Raw genomic sequence first — 13,658 nt, 5'->3', positions numbered from 1 at the left:
CCATGTGAAAAAAGAGAACAGTAACTGATGAAGACGCTGTGGTGGCAGACCGTAGGGACAGGAAATTGCCATCTTGTGCTGCTGCACGGATGGGGCCTGAATGCGGAGATATGGCATTGCATACGTGAGGAACTTGCCTCGCATTTCACGCTGCATCTGGTGGATTTACCCGGCTTTGGCCGCAGCCGCGGGTATGGCGCGTTGTCGCTTGATGAAATGGCGCAGCAGGTTCTGGACGCTGCGCCGCAAAACGCGGTCTGGCTGGGCTGGAGCCTGGGCGGGCTGGTGGCGAGCCAGATTGCGCTGTCGCGGCCTGACCGCGTAAAAGCGCTGGTGACGGTGGCGTCGTCGCCCTGTTTTAGCGCGCAGGAAGAGTGGCCGGGGATCAAGCCTGACGTGCTGGCGGGCTTCCAGCAGCAGCTGAGCGAAGATTTCCAGCGGACCGTAGAGCGGTTCCTGGCATTGCAGACAATGGGCACTGACACCGCGCGTAAGGATGCCCGAACGCTGAAGCAGACCGTGCTTTCGCTGCCGATGCCGGAGGTTGAGGTGCTAAACGGCGGACTTGAGCTCCTGAAAACGGTTGACCTGCGCGAGCCGCTGGCCGCGCTGACGGTGCCGCACCTGCGTATCTACGGTTATCTCGACGGGATTGTGCCGCGCAAAGTGGTTCCGCTGCTGGATTCGCTCTGGCCGGAGAGTGAATCGCAGATTATTGCCAAAGCCGCACATGCCCCGTTTATCTCTCATCCGACGGAATTTTGTTCAGCGCTGATTGCGTTAAGTCAACGTTTCGACTGATTATTTTCTATCCTGCCTGGAAAAAGTAACACACCGCAACCATACTCCAGATGTCGTTGCGGTTGTTCTGCCTACGATAATCAAAACAACAATCCTATGGAGAGTCAGGCTATGAAACTTGTTACAGGTATTGTCACTTCTCTGGTTATTGGGTCACTGTCATTTGGCGTCTTTGCGGCAAAAGAGCTGGAAAAAGATAAAGTTGCCGGCATGAATCTGACGAAAATTGGTGAGATTTCTACGTCTGACACCACCGCACCGATGGATGCTCGCAGAGAGCTGTCGAAGAAAGCGGATGAGCTGGGCGGAACGTACTATGTCGTCACCAGTGCAGAAAAACAGACCAAAAACGTACGCGCAACGGCGGACGTCTACAAGTAATACGATAAAGCCGGGCAGCGATGCCCGGCTTTGTTAACGCAGCGTCCACCACTCCCTGAGGCAGGCCTTTCCTTCCGGACAGCTTTTACAACTGCCGGAGAGACAACCGTCCGCTTCTTCCTGAATCCGCACGGCTTTCCCCATGGCTTCCAGTCTTTCCAGCATGGCATCGATCATCGGCTGCGGCGTATGCAGGCTGAGGCTCAGCTGTTTCGCCTCCATTCGCCCTTGCAGTGCCAGCAGGTCACGAACCTGAATCAACGATGCCATGGTTTACTCCTTAGTGACAGTCGCCCGCCGGGCTGCTGCAGCAGGTCGCGGCGGTTTTACGGTTTGCCAGCAGGTCAATGTCGACGCGGCTGCGCGCACGCCGCAGTAAACCGAGCACTATCACGTTAAACAGCACAACCGCGAGAATGCAGACCAGGCTGTAGCGCGGATGCTGGCTGAAATTAACGGTTTGATAAAAGAGCGTCGACAGCGAGTACGCAATGTTTAACCCCCACAGGATGGAGAAGCCCATCCAGCCGCGGCTGGACTCGCGGGCAATCGCCCCCATCACGGAGATGCACGGAATGTAGAGCAGAACAAAGATGAGGTAGCTGTAGGCCGCGGACGCGCTGCCAAATTTCTCGCCCATCACGCCCATGGCACCTGTTGCCATTTCGCCGTCGCCTTTGCTGGCCTCAATAGGGTTCGCCAGCACGCTCAGGCTGAAGGTGTCTTTCAGGCTCTGCCAGGTTTCCTCTACGGCACCCAGCAGTTCATGACCGAGATGAAACTCTGCCGGATTAAATTCCTGTTCCTGAATGTTCTCTGCGGTGTAAAGCGTGTTCAGGGTGCCGACAACCACCTCTTTCGCCATCGCGCCGGTGAACAGCCCGACGGTCGCCTGCCAGTTATCCTCATGCACACCAATCGGTTTGAAGACCGGCGTGATGATGCGGCTGACGGAGGCGAGGGCAGAGTCGTTGATGTTATCTGCCGCCTGCCCGCTGAGGGTGAAGCTGTTCAGTGCGCTCAGGAAAATGCTGACGATGACAATCACCTTACCGGCGCGCAGCACAAAGCCCTTCAGGCGCTGCCAGGTCTGGATTGCCAGGCTTTTCAGATGCGGCACGTGATACACCGGCAGCTCCATTACAAACGGTGACGCTTCACCGCGCATGATGGTGTGCTTCAGCATCAGACCGGTGAGGATCGCCATCACAATGCCCAGCACATACAGCGAGAAGACCGCCAGCGCGCCCTGCTGACCAAAGAAGGCTGCGGCAAAGACCGCAAAGATGGCCAGACGGGCACCGCAGGACATAAACGGCGCCATCATGATGGTCATCAGACGTTCACGCGGCGCATCCAGGGTGCGTGCGCCCATCACCGACGGTACGTTACAGCCGAAGCCGACAATCAGCGGGACGAAGGATTTACCTGGCAGACCCAGCGCCTGCATCAGACGATCCATCACGAACGCGGCGCGCGCCATGTAGCCGGAATCTTCCAGGAACGAGAGGAACAGATACATCATGCCGATCTGCGGCACCAGAGGCAGAACGGTGTTGATACCGCCGCCGATCCCCTGTGCGAGGAAGATGGTTAACCATTCAGGGAAGTGCAGGGTGTAACCCACCCACTGAATACCGTGCACGAAGACCGCGACGGAACCGGCGTCGAAAATGGGCTGGAGGGCGCCGCCGATGTTAATGGCGAGCAGGAACATCACGTACATCACCAGCAGGAAGATGGGCAAACCGAGGAAGCGGTTAAGCACGACCTTATCCACCGCTGCCGTAAAGCGGCTGGGCTCTGCCGTCAGGGCGTTGCTGACAACGTCGCAAATCGAGGCGATGGCCTGGTAACGCGCATCGGCGATGTGCAGCGCCGGGTCGTCCAGCTCGTCGCTAAGACGGGCCACCGTGGCGTCCAGCTTATCGGCCGCATGCCCGGCGTAAGCGCGGCTGTAGATATCCCCTTCCAGCATCTGCAGGCCAAGCCACAGGCGCTGTTTCGCAGGCATGCTTTGGTCCATCTCCTGCGCCAGCACATTGGCTTCGCGCAGGAGAGGCTTCGCGTAATGCACCAGCTCAATGTCATGATTTCCCTGGTGACGGTCAATGGCCAGCTTCAGCGCATCAATACCGCGAGCGCGCGTCGAGACCAGCGGAACGACCGGGCAACCCAGGCGCGCGGAGAGGGCATCGACGTCGATGCGCAGCTTTTGTTTCTCCGCAATGTCGAGCATGTTGAGCGCCACAATGCAGGGGATCCCCAGCTCCAGCAGCTGCAGCGTCAGATAAAGGTTACGTTCGAGATTGGAAGCGTCGACCACGTTGATCAGCAGGTCCGCGTCGCCGCCAAGAATATAGTGGCAGGCAATCTGCTCATCGAGCGAGGTTTGCGACGAAATGGTGGTTAAGGAGTAGGTGCCGGGAAGGTCAACCAGCGTCACCTGGTTGTCCGTTGTCGTGAACTGGCCCTCTTTACGCTCAACCGTCACGCCCGCCCAGTTGCCCACGCGCTGGCGGGCTCCGGTCAGCTGGTTAAAAAGCGTAGTCTTGCCGGAATTAGGATTGCCAATTAAGCCAATAGTTAACTTTTTCATTTTTTTAGACTCACTGAAACCGCTGGCTTGTTATCGGGATAAGGCTTCGACTTCTATTAACGCGAGGTCTTTCTTACGCAGCACCAGATTCACGCGGCGGGTTTCGATATGAACCGGATCGCCCAGCGGCGCCACGCGCACGACCTGGAATGACGAGCCGGGCAGCATGCCCAGTGACAGCAGCTTTTGCCGATAGGCCGGGCTAATTTCGCGGGTAAAACCGGTAATCTTCCATGCACTGTCTGGAGTGAATTGCATAACGCCTGATTCCACGAAAGGTTAAATTATCTACTATGGGATGATAATGAGAATAGTTTTTATCAGCAATATTAAAACTGTGACGGAATGTTGTTTACGGTATTAATTTACGGCCTGTTTGACCTGGCTCAATATTTGCTGAATTGCCTGGAAAACAAAAAGGGGAGTATTTGTTAACGGGGTGATAATTCATGGTTTAAATATGGCTATGCAATCGGTTTCATATATTTCGATATGAATTTATTCCCCCCACCCATGAGGACGAGGGGGAAAGACTGCACCGTGCGATCCCCTCTCCCCTTTGGGGAGAGGGTTAGGGTGAGGGGCATTGACAGCCTTAGCGTTTCTTACCCATCGCTGCCGCCAGCGCATCCATCATCGCGCTGTTGCCTGCAGGCTGAGCATCACGTCCGCGCGGTTTTGCCGCTTTTGCGGCCGGGCGCTGCTGCTCGCGGCCACCGCCATTGCCGCCGCGGCGCGCGCTGGTGTCGCCCGGCTGCTCGTCCAGACGCATGGTCAGCGCGATACGCTTGCGCTGCAGATCCACTTCCAGCACTTTGACCTTCACGATGTCACCCGCTTTAACCACGGTGTGCGGGTCTTCAACGAACTTGTCGGCAAGGGAAGAGATATGCACCAGACCGTCCTGATGCACGCCGATATCCACAAACGCGCCAAAGTTAGTGACGTTGGTCACCGCGCCTTCCAGCACCATGCCGGGCAGCAGGTCGTTCATGGTTTCCACGCCGTCAGCAAAGGTCGCCGTCTTGAACTCAGGACGCGGATCGCGGCCCGGCTTTTCCAGCTCTTTGATGATGTCGGTGACGGTGGGGACACCAAATTTGTCATCGGTGAAATCAACGGCTTTCAGGTTGCGCAGGGCGCTGCTGTCACCCATAAGATCTTTCAGCGCCTGCTGGGTGGCGGCCAGAATGCGCTCCACAACCGGGTACGCCTCCGGGTGCACGGTGGAGGCATCCAGCGGGTTATCGCCATGGTTGATGCGCAGGAAGCCCGCACACTGCTCAAAGGCTTTTGGCCCCAGACGGCTCACCTTCAGCAGCTGCTGACGGTTCTGGAACTGGCCGTTCTCATCACGCCAGGCGACGATGTTCTGCGCCATCATGCGGGTTAAGCCCGCCACGCGGGTCAGCAGGGGAACGGAAGCGGTGTTCAGGTCAACGCCGACGGCGTTTACGCAGTCTTCCACCACCGCATCCAGCTTGCGCGCCAGCTGAGTCTGGCTCACGTCGTGCTGATACTGGCCCACGCCGATGGATTTCGGGTCGATCTTCACCAGCTCCGCCAGCGGATCCTGCAGGCGGCGTGCGATAGAGACCGCACCGCGCAGGGAAACGTCCAGGTCCGGGAACTCCTGGGCCGCCAGCTCGGACGCAGAATAGACGGATGCCCCCGCTTCGCTGACGATCACTTTCTGTGCCGTCACTTTCGGGAACTGCTTCTGCACGTCGAGGTAGAAACGCTCGGTTTCGCGTGAAGCCGTACCGTTGCCGATGGCAACCAGCTCCACATTGTATTTTTCGCACAGCGCCGCCACCACGACGGCCGCTTTCGCTGCCTGGCCGGTGTGCGGATAGATGGTATCGGTCGCCACCAGCTTGCCGGTGCCGTCAACCACAGCGACCTTCACGCCGGTACGCAGACCCGGATCGAGACCCATGGTCGCGCGCAGGCCTGCAGGGGCGGCCATCAGCAGGTCGTGCAGGTTACGGGCGAAGACGTTAATCGCTTCATCTTCGGCGCGCTCGCGCACGGTGCCCATCAGCTCGGTTTCGAGGTGCATCAGCACCTTGATGCGCCAGGTCCAGCTCACCACGCCTTTGCGCCAGCTGTCCGCCGGGGCGTTGTTCAGGCGCAGGCCGAGATGGTCGATGATGATCTGCTCGCAGTGGCTCTCTTTCGGCGGCTCGTCAAACTGCGGGTCAGCGTTCAGGGAGAGCTGGAGCACGCCTTCGTTGCGGCCGCGGAACATCGCCAGCGCGCGGTGTGAAGGGGCGGTAGAAATCGGTTCGTGGTGATCGAAGTAGTCGCGGAATTTCGCGCCTTCTTCCTCTTTACCCGCGACGACGGTAGAGACGATGTGGGCATTCTTCCACAGGTAATCACGCACTTTAGCGAGCAGGGCGGCGTCTTCGGCGAAGCGCTCCATCAGAATGTAGCGCGCGCCGTCGAGGGCGGCCTTGGTGTCCGCTACGCCTTTGTCGGCGTCGATAAATTTGGCAGCTTCGGTTTCCGGATCGTGGGACGGCTCGTTCCACAGCAGGTCGGCCAGCGGCTCAAGACCCGCTTCAATCGCAATCTGCCCGCGCGTGCGGCGCTTCGGTTTGTACGGCAGATAGAGATCTTCGAGTTCGGTTTTGCTCAGGGTGTCGTTGATGGCGCTTTCAAGCTCGCTGGTCAGCTTGCCCTGTTCGCCGATGGATTTGAGGATCGCCTGACGACGTTCTTCCAGCTCGCGCAGATAGCCCAGACGGGTCTCGAGGTTACGCAGCTGCGTGTCATCCAGACCGCCGGTGACTTCCTTACGATAGCGTGCAATAAATGGCACGGTGTTCCCTTCATCAAGCAGGCGAACGGCAGCTTCTACCTGTTCGGCTCTGGCCTGAATATCACCCGCAATAATGCGGCAGAGCGAATCTTTCATCATGGCTTTATCATCTGTTGAGTCGAAAAATCAGGGGATAGTTATACGGGCTGACACGGCAAAATGCCAGCCGGGGAGGGCGCTCTCGGACTATTTTACGTAGACGATCTCATTGACGTACCAGCTGGCTTCACCGGCTGGAGTCTGAACGACGGCCAGATCGCCTACTTCCTTTTTCAGCAGCGCGCGGGCCATCGGGGAGTCGATGGAGATGTAGTCCTTACGACCAAAAATTTCATCGTAGCCGACAATGCGAAAACGCAGAGTGTCGCCATCGTCGTTTTCAATCTCCACCCACGCGCCGAAGAACACTTTGCCCTCCTGCTGCGGGGAGTAATCGACAATTTTGAGATTCTCGAGACACTTCGTCAGGTAGCGAACCCGGCGGTCAATTTCGCGCAGCCGCTTTTTGTTGTACTGGTAGTCAGCGTTTTCGCTGCGATCGCCCAGGCTTGCTGCCCAGGTCACCTTTTTGGTTACTTCAGGACGCTCTTCGCGCCAGAGGTAATCCATCTCTTTTTTGAGCTTTTCGTACCCTTCGCGGGTGATCAGGGGCGTTTTCATGGTAAAGCCTTTGCTGCCTGCCGGTTAACTGTCTTGCGCACAATACGTACCGCACAGTGTAACAGACAGGATTAATAATGATTTATGTGATGAAATGAGCAGATAAGCTGCTGTTAAATATGCTTTGTAACAATTTCGACTAGAATTTATACCAGAATTAACTGGTCGAATACGTGCACTTTTTTAGAATACGCTGTTACAAAGACTATCCGAACCTTTGGGAGTACACACAATGCAAGAGAACTACAAAATTCTGGTCGTGGATGACGACATGCGCCTGCGCGCGCTGCTGGAGCGTTATCTGACCGAGCAGGGCTTCCAGGTTCGTAGCGTCGCGAACGCTGAGCAGATGGACCGTCTGCTGACCCGTGAATCTTTCCACCTGATGGTTCTCGACCTGATGCTGCCTGGCGAAGACGGGCTTTCTATTTGCCGCCGTCTGCGCAGCCAGAGCAACCCGATGCCGATCATCATGGTGACGGCGAAGGGTGAGGAAGTTGACCGTATCGTCGGCCTCGAAATCGGCGCAGATGACTACATTCCAAAACCGTTTAACCCGCGTGAACTGCTGGCGCGTATTCGCGCTGTGCTGCGCCGTCAGGCGAACGAACTGCCTGGCGCACCGTCTCAGGAAGAAGCCGTCATTGCCTTCGGCAAGTTCAAGCTGAACCTCGGCACGCGCGAGATGTTCCGTGAAGATGAGCCAATGCCGCTCACCAGCGGCGAGTTTGCGGTTCTGAAAGCGCTGGTCAGCCACCCGCGTGAACCGCTTTCCCGCGACAAGCTGATGAACCTGGCGCGCGGTCGCGAATACTCCGCAATGGAACGCTCCATTGACGTGCAGATCTCCCGCCTGCGCCGCATGGTGGAAGAAGATCCTGCGCATCCTCGTTATATTCAGACCGTATGGGGTCTGGGCTACGTGTTCGTCCCGGACGGCTCTAAAGCATGAGGCGAATGCGCTTCTCGCCGCGTAGCTCGTTTGCCCGCACCCTGTTGCTGATCGTCACCCTGCTGTTCGTCAGCCTGGTGACGACCTATCTGGTGGTGCTGAACTTTGCGATCCTGCCGAGCCTCCAGCAGTTTAATAAGGTCCTGGCCTACGAAGTCCGTATGCTGATGACCGACAAACTGCAGCTGGAGGACGGCACGCAGCTCGTCGTTCCCCCGGCGTTTCGCCGTGAAATCTACCGTGAGCTGGGCATTTCGCTCTACTCCAACGAAGCGGCGGAAGACGCTGGCCTGCGCTGGGCGCAGCACTACGAATTCCTCAGCCAGCAGATGGCGCAGCAGCTGGGCGGCCCAACGGAAGTGCGCGTTGAGGTCAACAAAAGCTCGCCCGTCGTCTGGCTGAAAACCTGGCTGTCACCCAATATCTGGGTGCGCGTTCCGCTGACCGAAATCCATCAGGGCGACTTCTCGCCGCTGTTCCGCTACACCCTGGCGATTATGCTGCTGGCGATAGGCGGCGCGTGGCTATTTATCCGTATCCAGAACCGACCGCTGGTCGACCTGGAGCACGCTGCGCTGCAGGTCGGTAAAGGAATTATTCCACCTCCGCTGCGCGAGTATGGCGCCTCGGAAGTCCGTTCGGTGACGCGCGCGTTTAACCATATGGCGGCAGGCGTGAAGCAGCTGGCGGATGACCGTACGCTGCTGATGGCGGGCGTCAGCCATGACCTGCGCACGCCGCTAACGCGTATTCGTCTGGCGACGGAGATGATGGGGGAAGAGGACGGTTATCTCGCCGAGTCCATTAACAAGGACATCGAAGAGTGTAACGCCATCATCGAGCAGTTTATCGACTACCTGCGCACCGGGCAGGAGATGCCGATGGAGATGGCGGATCTGAACGCGGTGCTGGGCGAAGTGGTGGCGGCGGAAAGCGGCTACGAGCGCGAGATTGATACCGACCTGCAGGCGGGTGAAATTCAGGTACGCATGCACCCGCTCTCCATCAAACGTGCAGTGGCGAATATGGTGGTCAACGCGGCGCGCTACGGCAATGGCTGGATTAAAGTCAGCAGCGGGTCTGAACTCAACCGCGCCTGGTTCCAGGTGGAAGACGACGGTCCGGGCATCAAGCCCGAGCAGCGTAAGCATCTGTTCCAGCCGTTTGTGCGCGGCGACAGCGCGCGCAGCACCAGCGGCACGGGCTTAGGCCTGGCGATTGTTCAGCGTATTATCGATAACCACAACGGACTGCTGGAGATTGGCACCAGCGAGCGGGGTGGGCTGAGCATTCGCGCCTGGCTGCCGGTACCGGTGACGCGGGGGCAGGTGAAAGAGGGTTAAAAAAAGGTGCGGCCTGATGCCCTCACCCCGGCCCTCTCCCACGGGAGAGGGAGAAAACATTAAAAAAGGCAACTTTCGTTGCCTTTTTGCTTTGACCTACAGCTTCGGTCCCGCGCTCACCAGCGCAGCACCCGCCGGGGTATCGGTATACTTCTCGAAGTTCTCGATAAACAGCTTCGCCAGAGATTCCGCCTTCTCGCGCCACTGCTCTGGAGAACCGTACGTGTTGCGCGGGTCGAGGATATGCGTATCCACACCCGGCAGCGACGTAGGGATCGCCAGGTCAAACATCGGCAGCGTGAAGGTTTCGGCGTCGTCCAGAGAACCATCCAGAATGGCGTCGATAATCGCGCGGGTATCTTTGATGGAGATACGTTTGCCGGTACCGTTCCAGCCGGTGTTCACCAGGTATGCCTGCGCGCCGGATGCCTGCATGCGTTTCACCAGGACTTCAGCGTACTGCGTCGGGTGCAGCGACAGGAAGGCCGCGCCGAAGCAGGCGGAGAAGGTTGGGGTTGGCTCCGTCACGCCGCGCTCGGTACCCGCCAGCTTGGCGGTAAAACCGGAGAGGAAGTGATACTGCGTCTGGCTGGCCGTCAGGCGAGACACCGGAGGCAGCACGCCGAACGCATCCGCGGTCAGGAAAATGACCTTCGTGGCATGACCCGCTTTTGACACCGGCTTCACGATATTGTCGATGTGGTAGATCGGGTAAGAGACGCGGGTGTTTTCCGTTTTCGACGCATCGTCGAAGTCGATGGAGCCGTCGGCACGCACGGTGACGTTTTCCAGCAGCGCATCGCGACGGATCGCGTGGAAGATATCAGGCTCGGCCTCTTCAGACAGGCGAATGGTCTTCGCGTAGCAGCCGCCTTCAAAGTTGAATACGCCGTCGTCATCCCAGCCGTGTTCGTCATCGCCAATCAGGCGACGTTTTGGATCGGTGGACAGGGTGGTTTTCCCGGTGCCGGACAGGCCGAAGAATACCGCCACGTCGCCTTTTTCACCGACGTTAGCCGAGCAGTGCATGGAGGCGATGCCCCGCAGCGGCAGCAGGTAGTTCATGACCGAGAACATCCCTTTCTTCATTTCGCCGCCGTACCAGGTACCGCCGATCAGCTGGATACGCTCGGTCAGGTTGAAGGCCACAAAGTTTTCGGAGTTCAGACCCTGCTCTTTCCACTGTGGGTTAGTGCATTTCGCACCGTTCATCACGATGAAATCCGGGGTGAAATCCTGCAGCTCTTCGTCGGTTGGACGAATAAACATGTTTTTCACGAAATGCGCCTGCCAGGCCACTTCAGTGATAAAACGCACGGAGAGACGGGTATCGGCGTTAGCGCCGCAAAAAGCGTCGACAATGAACAGACGCTTGCCGGAAAGTTGATGGGTGACGAGCCCTTTCAGGTGCTGCCAGGTTTCCGGGGAGAGCGGTTTGTTGTCGTTCTTCCCTTTGCCCTTGTCAGCCCACCACAGCGTATCGCGGGTGGTTTCGTCTCGGACGATATACTTATCTTTCGGCGAACGACCGGTAAAAATACCGGTATCGACGGCGATAGCACCAAGATTCGTCAACACACCACGCTCGTATCCTTCCAGTGCTGGATTGAGCTCTTCCTGATACAGCGTATCGTAGTCGGGGTTGTAGACGATTTCCTGGACGTCGTGAATACCATAAGCCTTGAGATCTTGCGGGGTTAAACCAGTAACACGCATATCACTGCTCCTTAGCCAATATGTACTGCCTGAAATTGTAGGGTTTTTCTGAGGTTGTTAACCGCGACGGGGCTCATAGATTTACGCATCTGGACAAAACCCTTACTAACGGAAAACGCTGCGACTCCAGTCACAGCGCAGGCGGATTATCGCAGGAATCGCTTTTTGGTTGGGGAAAATGTTCCGAAAAGGTTAAAGAGTGGTGATTTTATCGGAAAGAATGTGAATGTAATCGCATACACGTAAGAAAATTACGTAAGAGTTACATAAGGAAAACGATTCAGCTTGGGGGGAGTTTTTTACCCTTCACCCCAGCCCTCTCCCCGAAGGGGAGAGGGGGTTCAAGTTCCCTCTCCTCTTTGGGGAGAGGGTTAGGGAGAGGGGAAAGAGGTTTAGTGAACCTGCGGATCCGCCGGGGAGGCGTTATTGCGGATCTCAGCGATATCCATCGAATTGAACACGTAGTGCGTACCGCAGTAGTCACAGTGCATATCAATTTCGCCGTCTTCCGCCATGATGCTGTCGATCTCTTCATCCGGCAGGGTTTTCAATGCGCCAGCACAGCGCTCGCGTGAGCAGGTGCACTTAAATTCCACGGACTGCGGATCGTAAACCGTCACTTCTTCTTCGTGGTACAGACGCCACAGCACGTCGGTCGCCGACAGATTGAACAGCTCTTCCGCTTTGATGGTTTCGGTCAGCGTCGCCAGGTGCTCAAAGTCATTGGTCTGTGCGTCCTGCGCAGGCAGAACCTGCAGCAGCATACCGCCCGCAGCAGGCTGACCGTCCACTTCACCGGTGCGGATGAAGAGACGCGTCGGCAGCTGTTCAGAACGCATGAAGTAATCTTCCAGGCAGGCTGCCAGGGTATCGCCTTCCAGACCCACCACGCCCTGATAGCGCTCACCTTCCTCAGGGGAGATGGTGATCACCAGGTAGCCATTACCCACCAGCGTTTTGAGGTCTGCATTTTCAGGCACGTCGCCCTGAACGCGCGCCACGCCGCGCATCTGCTGCTGGTTATTGCCGTTGATCACCGCCAGCGTCATCGGGCCGTCACCCTGCAGCTGCACGGTGATATCACCGGCAAACTTCAGCGTCGCCGTCAGCAGGCTGGTGGCAACCAGCAGTTCGCCCAACAGGGTCTTCACCGGCAGCGGGTAGTTGTGGTTTTCCAGAATCTGTTTCCAGGTTTCGGATACGGTGACCAGCTCGCCGCGCACGGCGAATTGTTCAAACAGATAGCGGTGTAATTGGTCGTGTTGGGCCATTTTCATCTCTCGTGCGGGTGAGGTTAATCAGTCTCACCGTGTTTAAATTTCATCAGATCGCGACGCTCTTTTTTATCCGGTCGCCGGTCCGGGTGGGGCATCGTCAGCGCGTTCATTTTGCGCGCCAGCGCGGTCTTCTCGCGCTTTTCAATGCTCTCCGCCGTCTCTTCATAAAGCAGTACGGCTTCCGCTGCAGGTCGACGCTGTTCGGTAATGGCTTTAATCACCACCGTACGTTCATCGTTGCCCTGCCGCAGCGTTAAGGTGGCATTCAGCTCAACCAGCTTGCTTGGTTTGCTGCGCTGGCCGTTGTAATGCACTTTTCCGCCGTCAACCATCTCGCGGGCGAGGGCGCGAGTTTTATAAAAACGCGCTGCCCACAGCCATTTATCCAGTCTTACCCCGTCAGAGGGTTTTTCTTTCATGGCGTCTCCTTCACGGTCAGTGAGGGGATCATCTTGCGATAGTCGTTCAGCCCAGGGTGGCGCAGATAGCTTTGTTCAGCCAGGCCAGAGTCAGGATTGGTCACGCCCAGACAGTAGCGAATGCCAAACCTTGCCGCGGAATCCAGAATGGGCTCGCTGTCATCAATGAACAACGTACGTTCTGGCTGCAAACCCGTCTCTTCCCTCACCGCATGCCACAACCGCTGATCCTCTTTCGGATAACCAAATGTGTGGGTGGAAAGTAATAAATCAAGGTGCGACGCCAGACCTGTATGCTCCAGCTTCACCGCCAGATTATGTGGATGCGCGTTGGTCAACAAAATACGGCGCTTGCCGCTCGCTTTCAGCGCATCCAGAAAGGGCACGGTATCCTCGCGCAGAACGGCGCGCGGGCCCTGGGCGGTGGTCATGGCACAAATATCCAGACCGAGGCGCTCGCTCCAGTAGTCAAGACAGTACCAGTTTAGCGTATGTTGCACCGCGCTATATTGCGAACGAATGAATGCCTGCGCTTCTGCCGGGGAGATCCCCTGCTGCTCGCCATAGGTTTCAGGAACCAGCGTTTGCCAGAAATAGTTATCAAAGGCGAGATCGAGCAGCGTGCCGTCCATATCCAGCAGAACGGTATCTACCTCCTGCCAGGCGATATCAAGATGCATAAC

Annotated in this window: 13 protein-coding genes; 4 read left to right on the top strand and 9 right to left on the bottom strand. The window is 57.3% G+C overall.

The window, feature by feature from the left end:
* Positions 1 to 27: 27 nt before the first annotated feature.
* Both bioH and ACWKXN_RS16095 read left to right on the top strand, forming a co-directional pair.
* The gene (bioH, locus tag ACWKXN_RS16100; protein WP_213788093.1) at positions 28 to 801 is read left to right on the top strand and encodes a pimeloyl-ACP methyl ester esterase BioH; all 774 of its coding nucleotides are present in this window, start codon (positions 28 to 30) and stop codon (positions 799 to 801) included.
* 111 nt (positions 802 to 912) lie between these two features.
* Positions 913 to 1,182, top strand: a complete 270-nt coding sequence (locus tag ACWKXN_RS16095; RefSeq protein ID WP_033146824.1) for a YdgH/BhsA/McbA-like domain containing protein — start codon at positions 913 to 915, stop codon at positions 1,180 to 1,182.
* Between the two features lie 33 nt (positions 1,183 to 1,215).
* On the opposite strand, the gene feoC is transcribed toward ACWKXN_RS16095, so the two are convergent.
* The 5 genes from feoC to greB all read right to left on the bottom strand — a co-directional run bounded on the left by feoC (position 1,216) and on the right by greB (position 7,268).
* Positions 1,216 to 1,452, bottom strand: a complete 237-nt coding sequence (gene feoC, locus ACWKXN_RS16090; RefSeq protein ID WP_048976275.1) for a [Fe-S]-dependent transcriptional repressor FeoC — start codon at positions 1,450 to 1,452, stop codon at positions 1,216 to 1,218.
* A gap of 10 nt (positions 1,453 to 1,462) precedes the next feature.
* Complete coding sequence (gene feoB, locus ACWKXN_RS16085) at positions 1,463 to 3,781, bottom strand: Fe(2+) transporter permease subunit FeoB (RefSeq protein ID WP_454544013.1); 2,319 nt, start codon at positions 3,779 to 3,781, stop codon at positions 1,463 to 1,465.
* 30 nt (positions 3,782 to 3,811) lie between these two features.
* Positions 3,812 to 4,039, bottom strand: a complete 228-nt coding sequence (gene feoA, locus ACWKXN_RS16080; protein WP_008503050.1) for a ferrous iron transporter A — start codon at positions 4,037 to 4,039, stop codon at positions 3,812 to 3,814.
* 337 nt (positions 4,040 to 4,376) lie between these two features.
* Positions 4,377 to 6,707 (bottom strand): Tex family protein, encoded by a 2,331-nt coding sequence (locus tag ACWKXN_RS16075; RefSeq protein WP_454544012.1) that lies wholly within the window; start codon positions 6,705 to 6,707, stop codon positions 4,377 to 4,379.
* Positions 6,708 to 6,794: 87 nt separating this feature from the next.
* Complete coding sequence (gene greB, locus ACWKXN_RS16070; RefSeq protein ID WP_014885539.1) at positions 6,795 to 7,268, bottom strand: transcription elongation factor GreB; 474 nt, start codon at positions 7,266 to 7,268, stop codon at positions 6,795 to 6,797.
* Positions 7,269 to 7,500: 232 nt separating this feature from the next.
* Here greB and ompR point away from each other — a divergent pair, with 232 nt between their 5' ends.
* Both ompR and envZ read left to right on the top strand, forming a co-directional pair.
* Positions 7,501 to 8,220: an osmolarity response regulator transcription factor OmpR gene (gene ompR, locus ACWKXN_RS16065; protein ID WP_001157751.1), complete on the top strand. Its 720-nt coding sequence runs from the start codon at positions 7,501 to 7,503 to the stop codon at positions 8,218 to 8,220.
* A complete protein-coding gene (gene envZ, locus ACWKXN_RS16060; protein ID WP_010436407.1) occupies positions 8,217 to 9,563 on the top strand; it encodes a two-component system sensor histidine kinase EnvZ in 1,347 nt (448 codons plus the stop codon). The genes ompR and envZ overlap by 4 nt, the downstream gene beginning before the upstream one ends.
* A gap of 96 nt (positions 9,564 to 9,659) precedes the next feature.
* Here the strand turns inward: envZ and pckA are convergent, their stop codons facing one another.
* From pckA to yrfG, 4 genes are all read right to left on the bottom strand, one after another.
* Positions 9,660 to 11,279: a phosphoenolpyruvate carboxykinase (ATP) gene (pckA, locus tag ACWKXN_RS16055; RefSeq protein ID WP_023309493.1), complete on the bottom strand. Its 1,620-nt coding sequence runs from the start codon at positions 11,277 to 11,279 to the stop codon at positions 9,660 to 9,662.
* Between the two features lie 392 nt (positions 11,280 to 11,671).
* Positions 11,672 to 12,556: an Hsp33 family molecular chaperone HslO gene (gene hslO / locus ACWKXN_RS16050; protein WP_161495995.1), complete on the bottom strand. Its 885-nt coding sequence runs from the start codon at positions 12,554 to 12,556 to the stop codon at positions 11,672 to 11,674.
* Between the two features lie 17 nt (positions 12,557 to 12,573).
* Positions 12,574 to 12,975, bottom strand: a complete 402-nt coding sequence (gene hslR / locus ACWKXN_RS16045) for a ribosome-associated heat shock protein Hsp15 (RefSeq protein WP_029740483.1) — start codon at positions 12,973 to 12,975, stop codon at positions 12,574 to 12,576.
* A complete protein-coding gene (gene yrfG, locus ACWKXN_RS16040; protein ID WP_454544011.1) occupies positions 12,972 to 13,655 on the bottom strand; it encodes a GMP/IMP nucleotidase in 684 nt (227 codons plus the stop codon). Before yrfG ends, hslR begins: the two co-directional genes overlap by 4 nt.
* Between the last annotated feature and the right edge of the window lie 3 nt (positions 13,656 to 13,658).

It is taken from the genome of Enterobacter sp. UPMP2060, from assembly GCF_053709655.1.
This window is presented reverse-complemented; position numbering and strand designations above follow the sequence as displayed.